Annotated in this window: 17 protein-coding genes; 9 read left to right on the forward strand and 8 right to left on the reverse strand. The window is 72.4% G+C overall.

Going from position 1 to position 21,667, the window contains the following annotated elements; genetic code table 11:
- Nucleotides 1-99 precede the first annotated feature (99 nt).
- The gene (locus tag ACPA54_RS08140) at nt 100-1,632 is read right to left on the reverse strand and encodes an MFS transporter (protein ID WP_423528000.1); all 1,533 of its coding nucleotides are present in this window, start codon (nt 1,630-1,632) and stop codon (nt 100-102) included.
- 128 nt (nt 1,633-1,760) lie between these two features.
- Between ACPA54_RS08140 and ACPA54_RS08145 the strand changes: the two genes are divergently transcribed.
- Entirely contained in the window at nt 1,761-2,489 is a 729-nt protein-coding gene (locus ACPA54_RS08145; RefSeq protein WP_423528001.1) for a TetR/AcrR family transcriptional regulator C-terminal domain-containing protein, read from the forward strand.
- An 87-nt stretch (nt 2,490-2,576) separates the two neighbouring features.
- On the opposite strand, the gene ACPA54_RS08150 is transcribed toward ACPA54_RS08145, so the two are convergent.
- Together ACPA54_RS08150 and ACPA54_RS08155 are read right to left on the reverse strand one after the other, a co-directional pair.
- Entirely contained in the window at nt 2,577-2,753 is a 177-nt protein-coding gene (locus tag ACPA54_RS08150; protein WP_423528002.1) for a hypothetical protein, read from the reverse strand.
- A gap of 140 nt (nt 2,754-2,893) precedes the next feature.
- On the reverse strand, nt 2,894-3,670 hold the full coding sequence (locus ACPA54_RS08155) for an enoyl-CoA hydratase/isomerase family protein (RefSeq protein WP_345678500.1): 777 nt from the start codon (nt 3,668-3,670) through the stop codon (nt 2,894-2,896).
- 187 nt (nt 3,671-3,857) lie between these two features.
- On the opposite strand from ACPA54_RS08155, the gene ACPA54_RS08160 reads away from it, so the two are divergent.
- Both ACPA54_RS08160 and ACPA54_RS08165 read left to right on the forward strand, forming a co-directional pair.
- Nucleotides 3,858-5,483, forward strand: a complete 1,626-nt coding sequence (locus ACPA54_RS08160) for a FadD3 family acyl-CoA ligase (protein ID WP_423528003.1) — start codon at nt 3,858-3,860, stop codon at nt 5,481-5,483.
- Between the two features lie 151 nt (nt 5,484-5,634).
- Nucleotides 5,635-6,555, forward strand: a complete 921-nt coding sequence (locus ACPA54_RS08165; RefSeq protein WP_423528004.1) for a hypothetical protein — start codon at nt 5,635-5,637, stop codon at nt 6,553-6,555.
- 103 nt (nt 6,556-6,658) lie between these two features.
- On the opposite strand, the gene ACPA54_RS08170 is transcribed toward ACPA54_RS08165, so the two are convergent.
- Entirely contained in the window at nt 6,659-7,711 is a 1,053-nt protein-coding gene (locus ACPA54_RS08170) for a serine/threonine-protein kinase (protein ID WP_423528005.1), read from the reverse strand.
- A 76-nt stretch (nt 7,712-7,787) separates the two neighbouring features.
- On the reverse strand, nt 7,788-8,621 hold the full coding sequence (locus ACPA54_RS08175) for an enoyl-CoA hydratase/isomerase family protein (protein WP_345678496.1): 834 nt from the start codon (nt 8,619-8,621) through the stop codon (nt 7,788-7,790).
- 106 nt (nt 8,622-8,727) lie between these two features.
- On the opposite strand from ACPA54_RS08175, the gene ACPA54_RS08180 reads away from it, so the two are divergent.
- The 5 genes from ACPA54_RS08180 (at nt 8,728) to surE (ending at nt 16,899) form a co-directional block, all read left to right on the forward strand.
- Nucleotides 8,728-9,678, forward strand: a complete 951-nt coding sequence (locus ACPA54_RS08180) for a TIGR03619 family F420-dependent LLM class oxidoreductase (protein ID WP_423528006.1) — start codon at nt 8,728-8,730, stop codon at nt 9,676-9,678.
- Nucleotides 9,679-9,925: 247 nt separating this feature from the next.
- The gene (locus tag ACPA54_RS08185; protein WP_423528007.1) at nt 9,926-11,683 is read left to right on the forward strand and encodes an N-acyl-D-amino-acid deacylase family protein; all 1,758 of its coding nucleotides are present in this window, start codon (nt 9,926-9,928) and stop codon (nt 11,681-11,683) included.
- Between the two features lie 251 nt (nt 11,684-11,934).
- A complete protein-coding gene (locus ACPA54_RS08190; RefSeq protein ID WP_423528301.1) occupies nt 11,935-14,484 on the forward strand; it encodes a bifunctional FO biosynthesis protein CofGH in 2,550 nt (849 codons plus the stop codon).
- Between the two features lie 112 nt (nt 14,485-14,596).
- Entirely contained in the window at nt 14,597-15,697 is a 1,101-nt protein-coding gene (locus ACPA54_RS08195) for an ADP-ribosylglycohydrolase family protein (protein ID WP_423528008.1), read from the forward strand.
- Nucleotides 15,698-15,948: 251 nt separating this feature from the next.
- Nucleotides 15,949-16,899, forward strand: coding sequence for a 5'/3'-nucleotidase SurE (gene surE / locus ACPA54_RS08200; RefSeq protein ID WP_423528009.1), 951 nt, complete (start codon nt 15,949-15,951; stop codon nt 16,897-16,899).
- Nucleotides 16,900-16,939: 40 nt separating this feature from the next.
- Here the strand turns inward: surE and ACPA54_RS08205 are convergent, their stop codons facing one another.
- The gene (locus ACPA54_RS08205) at nt 16,940-17,674 is read right to left on the reverse strand and encodes an acyltransferase (RefSeq protein WP_423528010.1); all 735 of its coding nucleotides are present in this window, start codon (nt 17,672-17,674) and stop codon (nt 16,940-16,942) included.
- A 160-nt stretch (nt 17,675-17,834) separates the two neighbouring features.
- Here ACPA54_RS08205 and ACPA54_RS08210 point away from each other — a divergent pair, with 160 nt between their 5' ends.
- Nucleotides 17,835-18,878: a zinc-binding dehydrogenase gene (locus ACPA54_RS08210; RefSeq protein WP_423528011.1), complete on the forward strand. Its 1,044-nt coding sequence runs from the start codon at nt 17,835-17,837 to the stop codon at nt 18,876-18,878.
- Between the two features lie 172 nt (nt 18,879-19,050).
- Here the strand turns inward: ACPA54_RS08210 and ACPA54_RS08215 are convergent, their stop codons facing one another.
- Both ACPA54_RS08215 and dhaL read right to left on the reverse strand, forming a co-directional pair.
- Nucleotides 19,051-21,015: a putative PEP-binding protein gene (locus ACPA54_RS08215; RefSeq protein ID WP_423528012.1), complete on the reverse strand. Its 1,965-nt coding sequence runs from the start codon at nt 21,013-21,015 to the stop codon at nt 19,051-19,053.
- Complete coding sequence (dhaL, locus tag ACPA54_RS08220) at nt 21,012-21,620, reverse strand: dihydroxyacetone kinase subunit DhaL (protein ID WP_423528302.1); 609 nt, start codon at nt 21,618-21,620, stop codon at nt 21,012-21,014. Before dhaL ends, ACPA54_RS08215 begins: the two co-directional genes overlap by 4 nt.
- Nucleotides 21,621-21,667 lie beyond the last annotated feature (47 nt).

The raw sequence follows: 21,667 nt of genomic DNA on the forward strand, positions 1-21,667 counted from the left end.
GGTCGCTGCCGCTGTTGTGCAACCAGAAAGGCCGGTGTCCTTGAGGACACCGGCCTTTCTGCGCCGGTCGTGTGCTTGCGCCGCCGACGTCAGCCCACGTCAGCCCACGTTCGCCCGAGCCTCGGCCACGGTCCGCTCGGCGTCCGCGGGTTCCGCCGAACCGGCCTTCGCCGCCTCGGACTTCCCGTCCCGCATCACGACCGCCGCGAGGAGTGCCGCGGCGACCACGCCGATCGCCGAGACCAGGAATGTGGTCGACATCGCGGTGGTGAACGCTTCGCGGGCGGCGTGGACCAGGCCCTGGTCGCCGTTCGCCGCCGCCAGCGCTTCGCCGATCGAGTGCCTGGCCTCGGCGGGCGCCTCGGAGGGCATTTCGTTCTTGTAGCCGCCGGCCAGCATCGAGCCGAGGATCGCGATGCCGAGCGCGGTGCCCGCCTGCTGGATGGTGTCGTTCAGCGCCGAGCCGACCCCGGCCTTCTCCGCAGGAATGGTGCCCATCAGCGCGCCGATGGCCGCGGGCATCGCGAGGCCCGCGCCCAGACCGAGGAGGCCGAGGGCGACCGCCGGGACCGCGAAGCCGCTGTCCGCGCCCACGGTGGAGAGCAGGGCGAACGAGGCCGCCATCACCAGCATGCCGACCAGCACCAGCACCCGGTTGCCGATCCGCGCCGCGAGTCCGGCACCCGCCACATTGCCCGCCAGCGCGGTGACGGCGAGCGGCAGGAACGCCATGCCGGCCTTGACGGGCGAGTAGCCCAGCACGAACTGCAGGTACTGGGTGAGGACCAGCAGCAGTCCGCCGTTGCCGATCTGCACGAGCGTCAGGGACAGCGAACCGCCGCTGAAGTTGCGGTGCTTGAAGAGCGCCAGCGGCACCATCGGCGACGCGGTCCGGCGCTCCCACACCACGAACCCGGCCAGGCCGGCGACCGCGGCGGCCAGGATCGGCAGCGAAGTGCCGCCGAACGCGCCCCGCTGCGGGATCTCGATGATCCACCCGACCAGCGCGGTCATGCCCACCGCGGACAGCACCGCGCCCAGCGGGTCCGGCTTCTGCCACGGGCCCCGGGACTCCGGCATGAGCGCGAGCCCGGCGGCGACGGCCAGCACCACGACGGGGACGTTCACCAGGAAGATCGCGTGCCACGAGAAATGGTCGATGAGCACGCCGCCGAGCACCGGGCTGCCGACCAGGCCGAGCATCGACACCGAACTCCACGCGGCCATCGCCTTCGGGCGCTCGTCCTCGTAGAACACGGTGATCAGGATCGACAGGGTGGAGGGCATGATCAGCGCGCCGCCGACGCCCATCGCGACCCGGACCGCGATCACCTCGCCCGGGTTCGCGGCGAACAGCGCGGCCAGTGACGCCACCCCGAACAGCACCAGCCCGATGAGCATCACCCGGCGCCGTCCGAACCGGTCGCCCAGGCTTCCCGAGGTCAGCAGCAGGCCGGCGAAGACCAGCACGTAGGAGTCGAGGATCCACTGGGTCTGCTGCGCGCTCGCCCCGAGGTCCTCGGTCATCGCGGGGACCGCGACGGTCAGCGCCATGCTGTCGACCACCAGGACCATGGTGCTGAGGCACAGCACGATCAGGATCCACCAGCGGCGGGGATTGCGGGCTTCCATCGGGTCTCCCTGGTCGGGTGCGCACACTGTTCCGGTGTCGCGCACACTGTACGCAGCGCGGAACAGCGTGCGCAAGAAGCCGCCCCTGTACGCTGGGCGCGAACGGTGTACGCGTGTGAAGGAGTGTCATGGCCGCCGGCAGCAAGCAGAAGCCGCTTCCGTCCGTCTGGGCCCGGCCGCAGTCCGGTGCCGAACAGCCCGCGCTGAACCGGGGGTCGATCGTCCGTGAGGCGATCGCGATGCTCGACGCGGACGGGATCGAGGCGCTCAGCATGCGCAAGCTCGGCGCCCGGCTGAACGCGGGCGCCACGTCGCTCTACCGGCACGTGGCGACGAAGGACGAGCTGATGGAGCTGGCGGTGGACGCGATCGTCGCGGAGCTGCCGATTCCGCGCGCGGACGCGGACTGGCGGGGCGCCGCGGAGGAGGCCGCGCACGCGTTCCGCGGCTGGCTGCTGCGGCATCCGTGGACGATGTCGGTGCTCGGCCAGATGGGGCTGGCCTACCTGGGCCCGAACCTCATGGCGTACATGGCGGGCCTTGCGGAGCTGTTCGCCGAGGCGGGCTTCGCGGACCCGGCCATCGCGACGGACGCGGTGCTGTCGTACGTGGTGGGCATGGCCACGACCGAGACGGCGTGGCTGGCCACGGTGGCGCGTTCGGGGGAGCCGGAGGTCGACTTCATCGCGCGCCTGATGCCGGCCGCGCGGGAGGCGGCGGCGGGGCACCGGGTGCTGGCGGAGGCGTACGAACGGACGCGGGACCTGGCGGTGGACCCGGCCGCGCAGCGGGAGGAGAAGTTCGCAAACGCCCTCGCGGTCGTCCTCGACGGCTTGGCGCTGCGGCTGCCCGGCTGACCGCCGGAGGCGGGCTCGGCGCGCGCGGACCCGCCCGCGCGCGGGCTTGCCGCGGCCTCAGTGCGCGCGGCCTCAGTGCGCGCGGCCTCAGTGCGCGCGGGCCCGGTGGCGCGCGGGATGCGTGCCGCCGCCCACGGCCGCCCGCCGCCGGGCGGCCTGCCGCAGCCGGCCCGAGGCCCACATTTCGAGTGCCCAGGCTCCGGCGAGCACGATCAGGACGGGCCACAGGCCGACGGATTGGGCGACTCCGACGAATGCGCTCACGAGGCGGCTCCCGGTGCGGGGAATGCGTTCCTGTCCACACTCCGAGTCAACCGCCGCGGGGCGGTCCGCCGACATGGTGGAACCGCCCCGATCGGGGTGGGGCTAGCCCCACCCCCCGCCGCGCGTCGTCGGGGCGGGGTTCAGCGCACCCGGTAGTCCTTGCTGCGCTGCTGGAACAGGCCCGCCTGCTCGGACCACGGCAGGTTGCCGAGCGTGATCATCGACGGGGCCATGGTGAGCGCCTGCGTGCGGGTCATGTCGCGCGCGGCCCAGATCGACCGCACCGAGCCCTCGACGCCGTGCGGCGGGTAGGACGCGATGGTCTCGGCCGCCCACTTCGCCGTTTCGTGCAGCTCGTCCGCCGGGACGACCTGGGAGACCAGGCCGGTCTCGTAGGCGCGTTGCGCGCTCATCCGCTCCGCGTTGCCGAGCAGCGTGAGCCGCATGACCTCGCCGAGCGGCATGCGCTGCGCGAGGTGCATCGACTCGAAGCCGGACACCATGCCGTAGGTGGTGTGCGGGTCGAAGAAGGTGGCGTTCTCGCTCGCGATGATGAACTCGCACTCGCCGAGCAGGTAGAACGCGCCGCCGCAGGCCATGCCGTTGACCGCGACGATGACCGGCTTCCACAGGTCGGAGAACTTCGGGCCGATCTTGAGCATCGGGTCGTCCATCATGAACGGGGACGACGGCTGGGGGATGTCCACCGAGCGGTCGATACCGGTGCAGAACGCCTTGTCGCCGGAACCGGTGAGGACGATCACACGCACGTCGTCGTCGTGCCGCAGCTCACGCCAAAGACCGTGCAGCTCCTCGATCATCACGATGTCGACGGCGTTGTGCCGGTCGGGCCGATTGAGGGTCACCCAGGCGACGCCGTCGGCCTGTTCGTATCCGAGCGTCTCGAACTTGCGCATGGTGCCCAACCTCCGTTGCTGCGGCCCTCGGGTAAGCGGTCTTTGGTGCGGTGTCCTGCGGGCGTGGTCGCGATCTCCCGGTCGGCAGCTTCCCTCGCCGCCCTGATCTGACGTACCGTCAGGTCAGATTAGCAACGGCACCGACGGGCTCTGTCGTACCTCGTCATCGGACCTCTCAGGAGCGATCATGCAGGGTGATCTGGAGTGGGGCACCATCCCCGCTCTCGTGGACAGCGCGGCGGAGCGGTTCGGCGACCGCGAGGCCGTCGTCGACGGAGCCGCGCGCATCACCTTCGCCGAGCTGCGCGACCGCGTGCGTGCGGCGGCGGCGTCGGTCGTCGCCGCGGGCGTCGAGCGCGGCGACCGGGTCGCGGTGTGGGCCCCCAACTCGAAGGACTGGATCGTCGCCGGGCTGGGCGCGCTGGCCGCCGGCGCGACCATCGTCCCGATGAACACCCGGTACAAGGGCGCCGAGGCGCAGTACGTGCTGGAGAAGACCCGCGCCAAGCTGCTGTTCGTCTCCGGGACCTTCCTCGGCGCGTCGTACGTCGCCATGCTGCGCTCGTCGGCCGGCGAGGGCCGCCCCGGACAGCCGTTCGCCGCGCTGCCGGACCTGACCACCGCCGTCGTGCTCGCCGACAGCGCGCCCGAGACCTGTGTGTCGTGGCCGGACTTCCTGGCGTCCGGCGCCGACGTCCCGGCCGCGGACACCGCCGCCCGGGCCGCCTCGATCACCCCCGAGGACATCGGCGACATCATCTTCACCTCGGGCACCACCGGCCGCCCCAAGGGCGTCATGACCACGCACGCCCAGTCGCTGCGGGTCTTCGAGACGTGGGCGAGCACCGTCGGCCTCGCGGAGGGCGACCGCTACCTGATCGTCAACCCGTTCTTCCACACCTTCGGCTACAAGTCGGGCATCCTCGCGAGCCTCATCAAGGGCGCCACGATGATCCCGCAGGCCGTCTTCGACGTGGACGCGACCTGCACGCTGATCCAGACCGAGAAGGTCTCCGTGCTGCCGGGCGCGCCGACCATCTACACCTCGCTCCTGGACTCCGGACAGCGCGGCAAGTACGACCTGTCGTCGCTGCGGCTGGCCGTGACCGGGGCCGCGTCGGTGCCGATCTCGCTGGTCAAGCGCATGAGTTCGGACCTGGGCTTCGGCACGGTGCTGACCGCGTACGGCCTGACCGAGTCGTGCGGCACCGCGACGATGTGTCGCCAGGGCGACCCGGTGGAGATCATCGCCGCGACGTCCGGCCGCGCCATCGACGGCGTCGAACTGATCACCGCCGACGAGTCCGGCAAGCCGACCGCGCCGGGCGAGCCGGGCGAGGTCCTGGTGCGCGGCTACAACGTCATGAAGGGCTACTTCGAGGACCCCGAGGAGACCGCGAAGGCGGTCGACGCGGACGGCTGGCTGCACACCGGCGACGTCGGCGTCCTCGACGAGCAGGGCAACCTGCGGATCACCGACCGCATCAAGGACATGTACATCGTCGGCGGCTTCAACGCCTACCCGGCGGAGATCGAGTCCACCCTGGCCGGACACCCCGCGGTGTCCGAGGCCGCCGTCATCGGCGTCCCCGACGCCCGCATGGGCGAGGTCGGCAAGGCCTACCTGATCCTCCGCGCCGGCGCGTCCGTGACCCCGGACGAGATCGTCGACTTCTGCCGCAAGGAGATGGCGAACTACAAGGTCCCGCGCTACGTCGAAATCGTCACCGAGCTCCCGCGCAACCCCACGGGCAAGGTCATGAAGTTCGAACTGCGGGCCCAGGCGGCGGAGGAATTCGCCGCGCAGCAGTAGACCCGGCTTGCGTGTGCGGCCCGTCTCCCGAGGTATCGGGAGACGGGCCGCACGTCGTTCGGGGCACGATGCCCCCGGTCGGCCCGTATCCGGCGGCGACGCGTCCGATTCGTTCAAGACCCGGAGGGCGGGCGGCGCCTAGCGTCGGGGCATGGAGCTGAACGACGACATGCGGGCCAAGGCCGACCGGTTTCTGTGGACGAGCGGGCGGGTGCTGGAGCAGCGGCGCTACGCCTGGCACTTCCGGGGCGAGGGCGGGCCCGAGGGCGTGCTGGCGGTGCTGGCGGGCTACCGGGCGGACGAAGGCGGCTACGCGTACGGCCTGGAGCCCGACGTCCGGGGGCCTGCGCCGCAGCCCGCCACCCTGCGCACGGCGGTGCCGATCCTGGCGGAGACGGGTGCGCTCGCCGGACCGCTGGGCACGGCGCTGTGCGACTGGCTGGCCGGGGTCTCCGCGGCCGACGGCGGGGTGCCGGCCGCGCTGCCGAGTCTGCGGCCGTACCCGCGCCCGCCGTGGGTGCAGATCCCGGATGCCCCGGCCGGGGGACTGTTGCCGACCGGCTGGATCGTCGGGCCGATGCTCGCCGCCGGGCTCGACCACCCGTGGGTCGCCGGCGCGGACGCGTTCTGCCGGTCGGCGGTCGAGGCGCTGACGGGGGAGACGCACCCCTACGAGGTCCACGCCGCGGTCGCCTACCTCGACGGCGTCGCGGCCGGCGTCCCCGGCCGCCGTGTGTGGGCCGAGGCGGAGGCAGCCCGCCTCGGGAAGCTCGTGCGCGACCGGGGCCTTGTCCCGCTCGACCCGGCGCACCCGGAGGACACCGTGATCCCGCCCGGCTACGCCCCCGCCGAGTACCACTACCCCCACGACTACGCCACGCGCCCCGAAAGCCTCGCCCGCCGCTGGTTCACCGAGGAGGAAATGGCGACGAGCCTCACCGCCCTCGCCGCCGAGCAGGAGGACGACGGCGGCTGGCCGATCCGCTGGGCCCAGTGGTCCCCGACCATCCGCGTCGAAGCCCGGCCGATCGTGACCGTGGAGGCCCTGCTGATCCTGCGGGCCTACAGCTGACCGCGACGCCGCTCGGCCCTCCGCCAAGCACGCTGCGGCAGGAAAGCGGCAGGAAAGGGGAGCGACGGGCTCGGCGCTCGTCCGGGAGCCCGCGGCGGCCGGGTCACCCGAAGCCGTTGTCCCGCGGCTCCCGCACCGCTCCGCGCCTCGGCGGCGGCGGCGCGCGGTCGTGTTCGGGCGTGGGCTGGTGGGTGCGGGGGCCCGGCGGCGTCCCGTCCCTCCCGGCGGCGGGTGCACGGCCCAGGCGGGTGAAGCCCTGCACGGCGAGTTTCGCCGACCGCGCCCTCGTCGCCTCGCGCTCGGCCGCACGGCGCAGATCGGGGAGCATGCCCTCCAGACGCGATACGACTTCGCCCGCGTGCAGCGGGCGTTCGCGCGGATTGACGCTCATCAGCTGGTCCACCAACGTGCTCAGCGGCCTGGGCAGGTCGGGGCGGATCTCGGCCAAGGGGCGTACATCGCCGTCGATTTGCCGGATCACGGTGGCACGCCGGGGCTCCGTGGGCGGAAAGGTGCGCTCGCCGGTGAGCATGTCGCGCATGATGACGCCCACTGCGTAGAGGTCCGATTGGAACGTCCCCGCGCTGTTGCCGGGGATGAGACGCTCGGGCGCGGTGTAGCCGGGGGTCCCTGTGGCGAACCGGTCCCCCTCCGGCTCCCGGGGTGTTCCCAGGGTCACCGCGTTGCCGAAGTCGAGGATGCCGATCCGGCCGTCCGGACGCACGACGAGGTTCTCCGGCTTGATGTCGCGGTGCACGACGTCGGCGAAGTGCACGTTCTGCAGCGCCTTGGCGATGCCGATGCCGAGCACGGCCGCACGGTCCGGTGGTTCCGCGGTCTGCTCGTCCCTCGCCGCATGCAGGTTCTCGCCCGTGATGCGTTCCATGGCGAGGTAGGGGACCGGCCCCTGGACGTCGATGTCGTGGACGACCGGCACGCCGTCGCCGCGCGCCTTGCGGGTCATCCGCGCTTCGTGCGCGAGCGCCGCCCGGTCGGCGGGTTCGTGCGACGTGGGCACCTTCACCACGACTTCGCGCCCGAGGTCGCCGTCGTGTGCCCGCCACAAGTCCGCCGTGCCCCCGCGCGCCAGACGACCGACGACCGTGTAGCGATCCGGGAGCGGCGGTGCGCCGGGAGGGGGCTGCGTCGTGTCCACAGGCTCTCCGCTGCTGTCCTGGCGAGGACGGAAAGCCTAATCGCCCGACGAGAACACGCGCAGCCCTCCTGTGGCGCTACTTCCCCTCGAACAGCGCCGACCGCTTCGCGGCCTTGGCGCTGTAGCCCTCGGTGATGTCCTCGGAAGCCAGCGTCACGGCCGCGGTCAGGGCGGTCTGGGCGAGGGCCGTGTCCAAGGCGGCGTCGGCGTAGGAGTCCACGGAGCGCTTGATGCCCTGGACGGCGAGCGGGGCGTTGGCGGCGATGTCCGCGGCGATCGACCGGGCGGTCTTGTCGAGGTCGTCGACCGGGACCAGCTGCTGGACGAGGTTGAGGCGTTCCGCGGTGGCGGCGTCGATGCGGCGGCCGGTCAGGGCGAGGTACTTCGCCCAGCCCGCGCCCGCCTCGCGGGCGATGCGCATGTCGCCGCCCGCGTCGACGGCGACGCCGAGCTGGGCTTCCGGAAGGGCGAAGACCGCATTGTCCGCGGCGATGCGGATGTCGGCGAGCAGGGCCAGCTCGAAGCCGAAGCCGAGCGCGTAGCCCTGGACGGCGGCCACCACCGGCTGGGGGAGGCGGGCGAAGTTGCGGAAGCGCTCGTGCATCCAGCGCAGGCCCTCGTAGTAGTTGCGGGTGCGCTCGGCGCCGGAGCGGCCGCTGATGTTGCCGCCGGGGGCGGTGACGTCGATTCCGGCGCAGAAGGCGCGGCCCTCGGCACGCAGCAGGACGACGCGGATGGCGTCGTCGAAGCGGATCCGCTCGGCCATGATGCCGAGCTGGCGGGACGACTCCCAGCTCCAGCCGTTGAGTTTGTCGGGGCGGCACAGGGTGAGCACGCCGATTCCGTCCTCGACGTCGAGCCGCATCCGCTCCTCGCCGGGTGCGATGGTCGGGTCGGTGGTGTTGATCACGTCGTATCCCCTCGTCGGCCGCCCCATCGGTCTTGTCTGACGGTGCGTTAGATCGGAGTATGTGACCGGTCTTGAGATGACACAAGGTGAGACGAGGGAGTCCCCGATGGCCGCGATCCTGCCCCCCGGAGTCCTGCACTACGGGATGCAGCTCCCGATCCAGTCGCAGAGCAAGCTCTACGCGGAGTCCTGGGAGGAGACCGCCGGCCCCGACGAGCTGGCCGCCATCGCCCGCGCGTGCGACCGCGGCGGATTCGCCTACATCGCGGTCTGCGACCACACCGCGATCCCGCGCAGCCACGCCCCGATGATGGGCACCGAGTGGTGGGACACCATGACCACCCTCGGCTGGCTCGCCGCCGTCACGGACAACGTGCGCCTCGTCAGCCACGTGGCCGTGCTCGCGTACCGCCACCCGATGATGACCGCGAAGGCGTTCGCGACCCTGGACGTCATCTCGAAGGGCCGCGCGATCATCGGTGCGGGCGCCGGGCACGTCGAGGCCGAGTTCGAGATGTTCGGCCTGGACTTCAAGGACCGCGGCGCCGCCCTCAACGAGGCGCTGGAGCTGCTCGACCTCGCGCTGCGCGAAGAGTTCACCACCTTCGAGGGCAAGCGCTACAACGTGCAGGACATGGGCCAGCGCCCCCGTCCCGTGCAGGGCCCCCGCCCGCCGATCTGGATCGGCGGCTCGGCCGGCGCCGCGCTCAAGCGCGTCGCGAAGTACGCCGACGGCTGGCTCCCGCAGGGCAGCCCCCGCGAGACGTTCCCGGTCCAGGTCGCCGAGCTGCGCCGGCTGCGCGAGGAGTGCGGCCGCGGCGACGAGCCCATGGACATCGGCGCCATCACCGAGACGCTGTACGTCGGCACCCCGGACTGGGAGGTCGGCAAGAACACCCTCGCGGGCGGCCCGGAACAGCTCGCCGAGTCGCTGCGTTGGTACGGGGACCAGGGCGCCAACCAGATCCAGATCCGCTTCCGCAGCCGGAACCCGAACGAGCTGACCGACCAGATCGAGGCGTTCTCCACGCAGGTCGCCCCGCTGCTGAACAAGTAGCCCGAACGCACTACCGCCACCGCGCCGTGTACCGCCCGTCCGGTCGACACGTGACGACCGGACGGGCGGGTTCCGGGGTGCACGGCGCACTTAGGCAAGGCTTGGTGAGGCTGAACTCACGGTTCCCGGACCCTCGCCAAAACCGAAATCTGACGTACCATCAGGAAATCGCGGTGCGGTGCCCCGAGCCTCGGGGAACACCCGCGGCACAGGCAACGCAGGCACCTAGAAGTAGGGAGTCCCGGTCATGCTCGACCACCTCATCACCGGAGCAACCGTCGTCGACGGAACGGGCGCGCCTTCCTTCCGGGGTGACGTGGGGATCCGCGACGGCCGCATCGTGGCCGTCGGCCCGGCCGGCAGCATCACCGAGGAAGCCGCGTCCACCGAGGACGCCTCCGGCCTGGTCCTGGCCCCCGGGTTCATCGACCCTCACACGCACTACGACGCCCAGCTGCACTGGGACGGCTACGCCACGCCGTCCGTCAACCACGGTGTGACCACCATCGTCGGCGGCAACTGCGGCTTCACCCTCGCCCCCATCAAGGCCGAGGACGCCGACTACACCCGCCGCATGATGGCCAAGGTCGAGGGCATGGCGCTGCCGGCCCTGGAGAACGGCATCGACTGGTCCTGGGAGACCTTCGCCGAGTTCCTCGGCAAGCTCGAAGGCAAGATCGGCGTCAACGCCGCCTTCATGGCCGGCCACTGCGCGATCCGCCGCTACGTCATGGGCGCCGACTTCGGCAAGGAAGCCACGCCCGAGCAGGTCGAGGCGATGGTCGCCGAGCTGAAGAAGGCCATGGAGGCCGGCGCGATCGGCTTCTCCACCGGCCGCTCGAACCACACGGACGGCGACGGCAACCCCGTCCCCTCCCGGCACGCCAGCCCCGAAGAGGTCATCGCGCTCTGCGCCGAGGTCGGCCGCCACGAGGGCACCCAGCTCGAGGTCATCGTCGCGGGCTGCCTCGACAAGTTCAGCGACGACGAAATCGACCTGCTCACGCAGATGACCGTCACCGCGAACCGGCCGATGAACTGGAACGTGCTCACGGTCGACTCCGCTGACCCGGACCGCGTCCCGCGCCAGATCTACGCGTCCGAGAAGGCCGCGGCGGCCGGCGGCAAGATCGTCATCCTCACCCTCCCGGTGCTGGTGCCGATGAACATGTCGCTCCTCACCTACTGCGCGCTCAACCTGCTGCCCGGCGCCTGGGGCGAGATCCTGTCGCTGCCGGTCCCGGAGCGCATCGCCAAGCTGCGCGACCCGGAGACCCGCGCCGATCTTCTGCGCAGCGCCAACAGCCCGGAGGCGGGCGTCTTCCGCCGCCTCGTGGACTTCGGCCGCTACGTCATCGGCGACACCTACAGCGACGCCAACAAGGGCCTGTCCGGCCGCAAGGTCGCGGACATCGCCGCCGAACGCGGCCAGGAGGACTTCGAGGCGCTGGTCGAGATCTGCGCCGCCGACGACCTGCGCACCGTGCTGTGGCCGATGCCGACCGACAACGACCAGGCGTCGTGGGACCTGCGCCAGGAGGTGTGGGAGAGCGAGCACGTCATCCTCGGCGGCTCGGACGCCGGCGCGCACCTGGACCGCATGTGCGGCGCCACCTACACCACCCGCTTCCTCGGCGACACGCTGCGCGGCCGCAAGCTGGTCTCGCTGGAGCGCGCGGTGCAGATGCTCACCAGCGACCCGGCGAAGCTGTTCGGGCTCAAGGAGCGCGGCCGCATCACCGAGGGCTTCCACGCCGACCTGGTGCTGTTCGACCCGGAGACGGTCAACTCGGCCAACGCCCGCATGGTCAACGACCTGCCCGGCGACAGCGCCCGCCTGACCTCGGAGTCCGAGGGCATCGTGTCGGTCCGCGTCAACGGCGTCGAGACGGTGCGCAACGGCCAGGTCACCGGTGCCCTCGCGGGCAGCGTCCTGCGCTCCGGCAAGGACACCGTCACGGTCACCCCCGACTCGGTGAGCTTCGGCCCGGCGATCGCCAAGTGACCCCCGGCGCCCGGCGCGCCACCCCGCACAACACCGTATGACCCGGCACCATCCGAAGGCCCGGCCGCCCCGTGCGGCCGGGCCTTCGGCATGCCGGATCCGCCCCGCGTGATGTGCGACACGAGTAAAGAAACCTTCGAACGTGCGCGCCTACAGTTGGTCTGTTCGCGGCCCAATTGCCCTGGACAGACCGGGAAAACCAGCACGACAGCGAGGGGTGTCGCATGACCCAGACTCCGACCGAGAACGCGATGCGGCGCGCCCTGCGCCGTGCCCGTGACGGGGTCATGCTGGACGTCGCCGAAGCCGAGGTGCTGCTGCACGCGAAGGGCGCCGACCTCGACGACCTGTGCGGGTCGGCGGCGCGGGTGCGTGATGCCGGTCTGGACGCGGTCGGGCGGACGGGGGTCATCACGTACTCCCGCAAGGTGTTCATTCCGCTGACGCGCCTGTGCCGCGACAAGTGCCATTACTGCACGTTCGTGACCGTCCCCGGCAAGCTGAAGCGCGACGGGCATTCGCTGTTCCTCACTCCCGACGAGGTGCTGAAGATCGCCCGCGAGGGCGCCGCGATGGGCTGCAAGGAAGCCCTCTTCACGCTCGGCGACCGGCCCGAGGACCGCTGGCCGGAGGCCCGCGAGTGGCTCGACGCGCACGGCTACGACGACACGCTCTCGTACGTCCGCGCGATGGCGATCCGCGTGCTCGAGGAGACCGGACTGCTGCCGCACCTCAACCCGGGCGTGCTGTCGTGGACCGACCTGCAGCGGCTCAAGCCGGTCAGCCCGTCGATGGGCATGATGCTGGAGACCACCGCGACGCGGCTGTGGTCCGAGCCGGGCGGCCCGCACCACGGCTCGCCGGACAAGGAACCCGCCGTGCGGCTGCGGGTGCTGGAGGACGCGGGGCGGTCCAACGTCCCGTTCACCACCGGCATCCTCATCGGCATCGGCGAGACGATGGCCGAGCGCGCCGAATCGGTGTTCGCGCTGCGCAAGGTGCACCGCCAGTACGGCGGCATCCAGGAAGTCATCGTGCAGAACTTCCGCGCCAAGCCGGACACCGCGATGCGGTCGGTCGCCGACGCGGACCTCCAGGAACTCGCCGCGGCGATCGCGGTCACCCGCATCGTGCTCGGCCCCAAGGCGCGCGTGCAGGCTCCGCCGAACCTGGTCGGCGACGAGTTCGCGCTGATGATCCGGGCCGGCATCGACGACTGGGGCGGCGTCTCGCCGCTCACCCCGGACCACGTCAACCCCGAGCGCCCGTGGCCGCACATCGACGAACTCGCTGAGAAGACCGCGGAATCCGGCTTCACGCTGCGCGAACGCCTGACGATCTACCCGGAGTTCATCCAGCGCGGCGAGCCGTGGCTGGACCCGCGCGTCATCCCGCACGTGCGCGCGCTGGCCGACGCCGACGGCCTGGCCGTCGAGGGCCGCAACCCCGAAGGCCTGCCGTGGCAGGAGCCCGAGGACGTGTTCACCGCCTCCGGCCGCACCGACCTGCACGTCACCATCGACACCACCGGCCGCACCTCCGACCGCCGCGACGACTTCGACGAGGTCTACGGCGACTGGGACGAACTGCGCGGCCAGGCCGTCTACGGCCGCGACGGAAAGGCGCCCGAGCGCATCGACGGCGACGTCAAGGCCGCGCTCGCGCAGGCCGCCGCCGACCCGACGCTGCTCACCGACGACCAGGCGCTCGCGCTTTTCCACGCGGATGGCCCGGCCATGGACGAACTCGCCAGGATCGCCGACGACTTGCGGCGCGAGGCGGTCGGCGACGACATCACGTACATCGTCAACCGGAACATCAACTTCACCAACGTCTGCTACACCGGCTGCCGGTTCTGTGCCTTCGCGCAGCGCCGCACCGACGCCGACGCCTACACGCTGTCCCTCGACCAGGTCGGCGAGCGCGCCGAGCAGGCGTGGGCGGTCGGCGCGACCGAGGTGTGCATGCAGGGCGGCATCCACCCCGACCTGCCGGGCACCGCGTACTTCGACATCGCGCGCGAGGTGAAGAAGCGCGTGCCGGAGATGCACGTGCACGCGTTCTCGCCGATGGAGGTCGTGAACGGCGCGACCCGTACGGGCCTGTCGATCCGCGAGTGGCTGCTGGCCGCGAAGGAAGCGGGCCTCGACACGATTCCGGGCACGGCGGCGGAGATCCTCGACGACGACGTGCGGTGGATCCTCACCAAGGGCAAGCTGCCCGCGGCGACCTGGGTCGAGGTCGTCAGCACCGCCCACGAGGTGGGCATCCGCTCCAGCTCGACGATGATGTACGGCCACGTCGACACGCCCGCGCACTGGCTCGCCCACCTGCGGCTGCTCGGCCGCATCCAGGATCAGACCGGCGGCTTCACGGAGTTCGTGACGCTGCCGTTCGTGCACACCAACGCGCCGGTCTACCTGGCGGGCATCGCCCGTCCGGGCCCGACGCTGCGCGACAATCGCGCCGTGCACGCGATGGCGCGGATCCTGCTGCACGGCAAGATCTCCAACATCCAGACCAGCTGGGTCAAGCTCGGGGTCGACGGCACGAACCTGATGCTCGAAGGCGGCGCCAACGACATGGGCGGCACGCTCATGGAGGAGACGATCTCCCGCATGGCGGGCGCGGACAACGGGTCGCGCAAGTCGATCGCCGAACTCGAGTCGATGGCGGCCTCGCTCGGCCGCCGGGCGCGCCAGCGCACCACGACCTACGGCGAAGTCAGCGAAGAGCGGCGGGAAGTGGCCCGGCGGCACGACGACGAGGTGGAGAAGATCATGCTGCCGATCCTCGGCTGACCGGAATCCGGAACCCGAATCTGACAGATCGTCAGTAAGCGGACGGCAGCGGCTCCCGTGTGGGTACGCTGCCGACGCGGGCACCGTACTGCCGGAGCAGGGGGGGACACGCATGGCCGCGCTGTGGTCGCGGGAACAGCAGCAGGACTTCCGCAGCCGCGTCCGCGGCTGCCTGGTCGGCGGGGCGGTCGGCGACGCGCTCGGCGCGGGCATCGAGTTTCTCGCCCTCGACGAGATACGCGCGCAGCACGGGGCCGAGGGTGTCACCGGGTTCGTCACCGCGTACCACCGGCGCGGGGCGATCACCGACGACACCCAGATGACGCTGTTCACCGTCGAGGGGCTGATACGCGCGCACGTCCGGCGGGACGAAGGGACCTGGCATCCGCCGACCGACGTGCACCGCGCGTATCTGCGCTGGAAGGCGACGCAGAGCGAGTGGGGCCCCGACGAACGCCGCGACGAGGGCTGGCTGGTGCGCGAGGAGTGGCTCTACAGCTCCCGCGCGCCGGGCCACGCTTGCCTGCGCGGCCTCGACGACGGGGTGATGGGCACGCTCGACAAGCCCAAGAACGTCGACTCCAAGGGCTGCGGCGCGGTCATGCGGTCCGCGCCGTTCGGCCTGCTGGTCGGCTGGAACCCCGAGCTGGTCTTCCAACTCGCGGTGGAGTGCGCGGTGTTGACGCACGGCCACCCGACCGGCTACTTGTCCGCCGGGGTGTTCGCGGTGGTCGTGCACGCGGTCATGCAGGGCGCCACCGTCGAGCAGGGCGTCCAGCAGGCCCTGGAACTCGCGGCGGCGTACGACGGGCACGAGGAGACCGTCGTCGCGGTCGAGGCGGCTTTGCGCATGGTGCGCGCGGGTACGCCGGACTCCGGCCGCGTCGAGGAGCTCGGCCAGGGCTGGACCGCCGAAGAGGCGCTGGCCATCGGCTTGTACTGCACGCTGGTCGCGCCCGACGTGCGGTCGGGGCTGCTGCTCGCGGTCAACCACTCCGGCGACAGCGACTCGACCGGGTCGATCTGCGGCAACCTGCTCGGCGCCATGCACGGCGAGACGGCGCTGCCCGCCGACCTGGTCGCCGAACTCGAAGGCCGGGGCACGATCCTGCAGTTGGCCGACGATTTCGCGATGGAGATGACCCAGGCGGCGGCCCTGCACGGCGCCGACGGGCCGGAGACGCACTGGGTGAAGCGGTATCCCGCGGCCTGACGCACCGCCTGCCGCCGGTGCGGGCCGCGTCCCGCACGAACAGCACCGCGCGGGGCATTGATTTGTCCGGCCGATGACCTTAGTTTCCCTTCCCACCGGTCGGTTCGCGTCACGCGCCGCCCGCATGGGGGATTTCGCACGCGCTTTTCTGCGCTGCCCGTACCGTCCACCGGGTTGCCGCCGCACCACGAAGACCAGGCCGGATCTCGTGTCCGGCCCGGATTTTTGGTTTCTTCCTGGAGGCCGGAAACATGGCACGGATCGGTACGCGAGCCAGAAGGTTCCTGGCGGCTCTCGCCGTCGGCGCCGCGGTGGTGGGGACCGCCGCCCCGACCGCGGTCGCGGCGACGAACGCCGCGGAGCCGCCGAAGCGGCTCGACATCATGCTCAGCAACGACGACGGGTACCAGTTCCCGTTCATCCGCGCGCTGCAGGGCGCGCTCAAGGCCGCGGGCCACAACGCGGTCATCGTCGCCCCGGCGACCGACCAGTCCGGCAAGGGCACCGGCATCAACGCCTCGCCGGGTGCGGTGTTCAAGGCCCAGCAGACCGAGCCGGGCATCTGGTCGGTCGAGGGCACCCCGGCCGACTCGGTCGGCTTCGGCCTGAAGAACGTGTTCGCGGGCAAGAAGCCGGACCTGGTGATCACCGGCATCAACGCGGGCCAGAACATCGCCGCGACCACGAACCACTCGGGGACGGTTGGCGCGGCGATCACCGCGGCCGAGTTCGGCGTCCCGTCGATCGCGGTGAGCGCCGAATACGACGTGACGAACCCGAAGAACCCGTTCCCGCAGATCCCGCAGGCCGTCGGGTTCACCGTCAAGCTCGTCGAACGCCTCGTCGCCACCGCGCCGGCGAAGGGCGGGCTGATGCCCGGCCACGCCACCATCAACGCGAACTACCCGGTGCACCCGAGCGGCAAGGTCGCGCTGACCAACGTCGGCCGCGCGCAGGCCGTCGAGTCGCAGTACGTGCCCGCGCCCGACCAGTGCGCCACCTGCTACCGCATCGCCCTGGGCCTCAGCCCGGACCAGAGCGAGGCGGTCGGCAACGCGGACACCACCGCGCTGGCGAACGGCAGCGTCTCGCTGTCGCTCCTGGACGGCGACTGGACCACGCCCGGCTGGGCGCTCGGCCAGGTCGTCTCGATCCTCGACAACCTCAGCTTGCGGCTGCGGCTGAGCGGTCTGACCGCGTAACACCAGCGCGTCGGACCCGCGACGGTGTGCCGCGCGGCGGTCAGTCCGCCGCGCGGCTCTCCATCTCGTCGATGAGCGCCACGAGTTGCTCGTGCGTCATGCCCTCGGGGATTTCCACGGGCACGCTGCGCAGCGGCGGATCCCAGCCGGTGGCCGGGTCGTAGCGGCGGACGATCTTCGCCGGGACGCCCGCGATCACGCTGTGGTCGGGGATGGTGCCGCGGACCACCGACCCGGCGGCCACCACGACGTTGCGGCCGAGCTTGGCGCCGGGCAGCACGATGGCGCCGGCGCCGAGCCAGCTGCCGTCGCCGATCACGACCGCGTCGTTGACCGGCCACTGCAGGCCGATCGGGCGGTCCGGGTCGGCATAGCTGTGGTTCTGGTCGGTGATGTAGACGTACGGCCCGGTCCACACGTCGTCGCCGATGGAGATGGAGTGGTGGCCGACGATGTGGCTGCCGCGGCCGATCGTGCAGCGGTCGCCGATGGTGACGATCGCGCGGCTGCCGAGGTCGTGCCCGGGGGCGAGGCCCGCGGACAGGCTCACGTGGTCGCCGATGCCGCAGTCCGCGCCGATGCGGATGTTGCGTTCGCCGAAGATCGTGCCGGTCGGGAACATCAGCTTGCTCTTGGGCCCGAGGGCCGCGAAGTCGAGGAGCCCGGGGGTCTCGGGGGTGACCGCACCCGCCTTCTGGACGGCCTGCCAGCCCCGGTGCACGGCCTTCGACAACGCCCGGCGGCCGCGGGCCCGCAGCGCGTGAGCGATCGACATGGCCGACACGCTAGCGATCGCGCCGTACCGGGCGGCCGCGGGTGGGACGAAGGTCACGCCGCGGCCCTGCCATCGGAGCGGGCGGTGGGTTAGATTCACGAGCAGCTCTGTAACAGTGTTACTGCACGGATTTCGGGACGGTTTTCGGGAGGGACGGCCCATGCGCGCTGTCGTCATCAACGGTACTCGCGACGTCAGCGTCGAGAAGGTCGACGATCCGGTCCTCAGCGGCCCGGACGGCGCGATCGTGCAGGTCACCGCGAGTGCGCTGTGCGGCTCCGACCTGCACTTCTACGAAGGCGACTTCGCGGTCAGCGGGCTGCGCCCCGGGCACGAGGTGGTCGGCACCGTGCTGGAGACCGGCAGCGCGGTCTCCCGCGTCAAGGCCGGCGACCGGGTGCTGGTCTCGCCGGTGTTCGGCTGCGGCAAGTGCGCGGGCTGCCACGCGGGCAACGGCATCGACTGCACCGGCGGCGGCCTGCGGGTCCTCGGCAGCGGCCCCGACCTGCCCGGCGGGCACGCCGAGGCGGTGGAGATACCGGTTGCGGACATGGCGCTCATGCCGATCCCGGACGACATCTCGGTCGACAACGCCGTGCTGCTCACCGACGCGCTGCCGACCGGCTGGACCGCCGCGTCCCGCGCCGACATCCGCCCCGGCGCGACCGTGCTGGTGATCGGCCTCGGCCCGGTCGGCCTGTACGCGCTGCAGTCGGCGCAGGTGCTCGGCGCCGGCCGGGTGCTGGCCGCGGACCGCGTCCCGGAGCGCCTCGCGATGGCCGAGGCGCTCGGCGCGGAGCCGATCGACGCGTCGAAGGGCGACATCGCCCAGCAGGTCCTCGCGCTGACCGGCGGCCTGGGTGCCGACTCGGTCATCGAAGCGGTCGGCCACGACGCCACCATGACCGCTGCGATCAACGCGGTGCGGACCTCGCACACGGTCTCCGTGGTCGGCGTCAACGCGAACTTCGCCTTCCCGATCGCCGCGCCGCTGCTGCTGATCCGCAACGTCACGCTGCGCTTCACGACCGCCCCGGTCGCCGCCACGTGGCCGGAGCTGATCCCGCTGATCCGCTACGGCCGTCTCAAGCCGGTCGACGTGTTCACCCACCGCCTGCCGCTCACCGAGGCGGCGGCGGGTTACGAGGCGTTCGCGGACCGGACCGACGGCTGCCTGAAGGTGCTGTTCGACCCGACGCGGTAAGCCCCGGAGAAGGGGAAGACCGGCTCGCGATCGGCCGGTTCGTCCGGCGGCCCGGACCCCGCCCGACCCCGGCCGGGCCGGGGGCCGTCGCCCGGTCGGGGGCGCTCAACCGGAGACCACTCGCGCGTGGTCCGACGGCTGCCCGCGCGTCTTGCCGGGGTGTGCGGTGCGGTCAGTGGTTCGTGGCGAGGCGGCGGCGGGCCGATTCCGCGCAGCGGGTGACGTCGAGTCCGGCGATCTGAGTACGCACCGCGGCGAGCGCGGGCGGGGCGACCGAAACCGCGTCCACGCCGAGCCCGACGAGCAGCGGCAGCACGCTCGGTTCGGCGGCCGCGTCCCCGCACACGGACACTTTCCGGTCGTGCGCGTGCCCGGCGGCGACGACGCGCTGGAGGGCGCGCAGCACCGTCGGCGTCCCCGCCATGGCGGGGACCAGCCGCGGGTCGTGGCGCGCCAGGCCGATCAGGGCCGGGGTCAGGTCGTTGGTGCCGACGGACAGGAAGTCGGCGGCCTCGGCGAGCGCTTCCGCGTCGGCCACGGCGCTCTCCCGTTCGACCATCGCGCCGAGCGGCGGTTCGCGGGTCCCGGCGGTGCGGCAGGTGTCGGCGAGCAGGCGGCGGCAGTGTGCGAAGTCCGCCGCGTCGGCCACCATCGGCAGCAGGATCCGCACGGGGTGCGCGGTCGTCGCCCCGGCGGCGAGGATCCCCGCGAACTGGGCGCGCAGCACGTCGTCCGACCGGCAGGCCGCCGGGTCGTCGGCGGCGAATCCGGGGCGCTTGTCCGCCGCGAAGTCGAGGGTACGCACGACGACCGGCCCTTCGGGGCCGTCGCGCAGCAACGGCACCAGGGCGGCGGTGTGTTCGTCGGAGTCCGGCCAGTGGTCGGTGCCGAGGAACGGGAGTTCGGTTCGCAGCAGGCCGACGTACTCGGCCCCGTACTGGCGGGCGGCGAGCGCCTCGCGGTGACTGCCGACGTTGGCGCCCACGAGGATGCGGTGCCCGTCGCGGGTGTGGGTGGGGCGGGGCGGGAGCGGTTGCGTGTGCTCGTCGGGCACCGGGAACCGCGGCACGATGTCCGCGACGTCGGGGTCCACGGCGACCGACCCGCGGTCCCCGTCGACGAGTACCCGGTGCGCGTCCGCGCCGCGGAGGACCTCCGGCGCGACGCCGAGCACCAGCGGGATGCCCAACGCGCGTGCCACCACGGCGAGATGCCCGGTCGGCCCGCCGCGCACGGAAACGGCGGCGACGGGAGAGCGGCCGGGTGCGAGGAGGTCGGCGGCGGCGAGTTCGTCGCCGAGGAGGACGAGGTCGCCGGCGGGCTCGCGGCGATCGTTTCCGGCCAGAATTGCGGCTGCGCGACGCCCGATATGCCGTACGTCGGCGGCTCGGTCGGCGAACAGCGGGTCCCCCAGCGCGGCGAGCGCGTCGGCATGCCGGTTCGCCGCCGCGACGACGGCTTCGGCGGCGGTGAGGCCGCCGTCGACCAGCTCGCCGGCAAGCGTGCGCAGCGCGGGATCGGTGGCGATGAGAGCGGCGACGGAGACGATGTCGGACTCGGCGGACTGACCGTCGGCGCGGAGGTGTTCGGCGAGGGCGGCCAGCTCGTCGGAGACGGCCCGGAGGGCGTCGGCGGCGGAGTCGCCGGGCTGCCGCTCGGGCACCGAGCGGGGGTCGGGGGAAGGTCGGGCGAAGTCGGCCGGGGGCACGTGGCTGGGCGCGGGCGCGGCGGCTTCGGGGACGGTGTGGTCCACGGGCGCGTCGGAGGTCGCGGCGGTCGGGTCGCTGCGGCCCGCCCCCCGCCCGTCCGCCCGACCGGGTCGGTCCACGGACACGGCCCACCCGACCGCGATGCCGGGCGCGCCGGGGATACCGGGGGCGTGCGCGGGCCGCGGGGTGGCCGCGCCGGGGTCCGGGGTGTCCGCGCCGGGCACGGCGGCCCGGGTGCCGTCCGGGGCATCGCCGGGCGGGCACGACCCGGCCGCGGCAGGGGTCTCATGGGTCGCCCGGCCGGGGGCGTCGTCCGCGTCGGCCTCCGGGTGCCGGTCGCCGTCGACCGGGCCTTCCCGTCCCGGTTCTCCGCAGCCTTCCCGGTCCTTCCCGTTCTTCCCGTCCTTCCCGTCTTTCCTGCCCCTCACGTCGTCACCGTCGTCGTCAGGGACTCCGCCAGTGCGCGGAACACCAGCGCCGTCGAGGTCGCGCCCGGGTCCTGGTGGCCGATGCTGCGGTCGCCGAGGTAGGACGCGCGGCCCTTGCGGGCCCGGAGCGGGGTGGTCGAGCGCATGCCCTCTTCGGCGGCGTCGGCCGCCAGGCGGGCCGCCTCGGCCAGCGGGAGGTCGCCCGCGCCGCGCAGGGCGTCGACCGCGGGGGCGAAGGCGTCGACCATCGTCTTGTCGCCGACCTCCGCGCCGCCCAGGCGGCGCAGCGCGTCCAGCCCCGCGCCGAGGGCCACCGCCAGCGCCGCGGTGTCGGCCGTCGGACCCTCGAGGGCCTTGCCCGCGGTCCGCAGCACCGTGCCGTACAGCGGTCCGGCGGCGCCGCCCACGCTGGAGATCAGCGCGCCGCCGACGGCGATCAGGAACGGGCCCGGGTCGGTGCCTGCCGCGGCGGCGTCCTCGGCGGCGAGCGAGGCCGCCGCGAAGCCGCGTCTCAGGTTCGTGCCGTGGTCGCCGTCGCCGATGGCCGTGTCGAGAGCGGTGAGTTCGGCCTCGTGTGCGGCGACGGCCGCGGTGGCGGCGTGCATCCACACCAGCACGGCGGCGGTGTCGAGTTCTCCCACGGTGGTCCTCC

Origin of the sequence: Uniformispora flossi (genome assembly GCF_049534875.1) — a bacterium.
GTDB classification, from domain to species: domain Bacteria; phylum Actinomycetota; class Actinomycetes; order Streptomycetales; family Streptomycetaceae; genus Yinghuangia; species Yinghuangia aomiensis.

Excerpts from the sequence above, each read along its gene's own strand:
- ACPA54_RS08190 (WP_423528301.1), top strand. The coding sequence starts at position 11,935 with ATGCGGCGCGCCCTGCGCCGTGCCCGTGACGGGGTCATGCTGGACGTC.
- ACPA54_RS08185 (WP_423528007.1), top strand. The coding sequence starts at position 9,926 with ATGCTCGACCACCTCATCACCGGAGCAACCGTCGTCGACGGAACGGGC.
- surE (WP_423528009.1), top strand. The coding sequence starts at position 15,949 with ATGGCACGGATCGGTACGCGAGCCAGAAGGTTCCTGGCGGCTCTCGCC.
- ACPA54_RS08165 (WP_423528004.1), top strand. The coding sequence starts at position 5,635 with ATGGAGCTGAACGACGACATGCGGGCCAAGGCCGACCGGTTTCTGTGG.
- ACPA54_RS08205 (WP_423528010.1), bottom strand. The coding sequence starts at position 17,674 with ATGTCGATCGCTCACGCGCTGCGGGCCCGCGGCCGCCGGGCGTTGTCG.
- ACPA54_RS08210 (WP_423528011.1), top strand. The coding sequence starts at position 17,835 with ATGCGCGCTGTCGTCATCAACGGTACTCGCGACGTCAGCGTCGAGAAG.
- ACPA54_RS08180 (WP_423528006.1), top strand. The coding sequence starts at position 8,728 with ATGGCCGCGATCCTGCCCCCCGGAGTCCTGCACTACGGGATGCAGCTC.
- ACPA54_RS08160 (WP_423528003.1), top strand. The coding sequence starts at position 3,858 with ATGCAGGGTGATCTGGAGTGGGGCACCATCCCCGCTCTCGTGGACAGC.
- ACPA54_RS08195 (WP_423528008.1), top strand. The coding sequence starts at position 14,597 with ATGGCCGCGCTGTGGTCGCGGGAACAGCAGCAGGACTTCCGCAGCCGC.
- ACPA54_RS08140 (WP_423528000.1), bottom strand. The coding sequence starts at position 1,632 with ATGGAAGCCCGCAATCCCCGCCGCTGGTGGATCCTGATCGTGCTGTGC.
- ACPA54_RS08145 (WP_423528001.1), top strand. The coding sequence starts at position 1,761 with ATGGCCGCCGGCAGCAAGCAGAAGCCGCTTCCGTCCGTCTGGGCCCGG.
- ACPA54_RS08155 (WP_345678500.1), bottom strand. The coding sequence starts at position 3,670 with ATGCGCAAGTTCGAGACGCTCGGATACGAACAGGCCGACGGCGTCGCC.
- dhaL (WP_423528302.1), bottom strand. The coding sequence starts at position 21,620 with ATGCACGCCGCCACCGCGGCCGTCGCCGCACACGAGGCCGAACTCACC.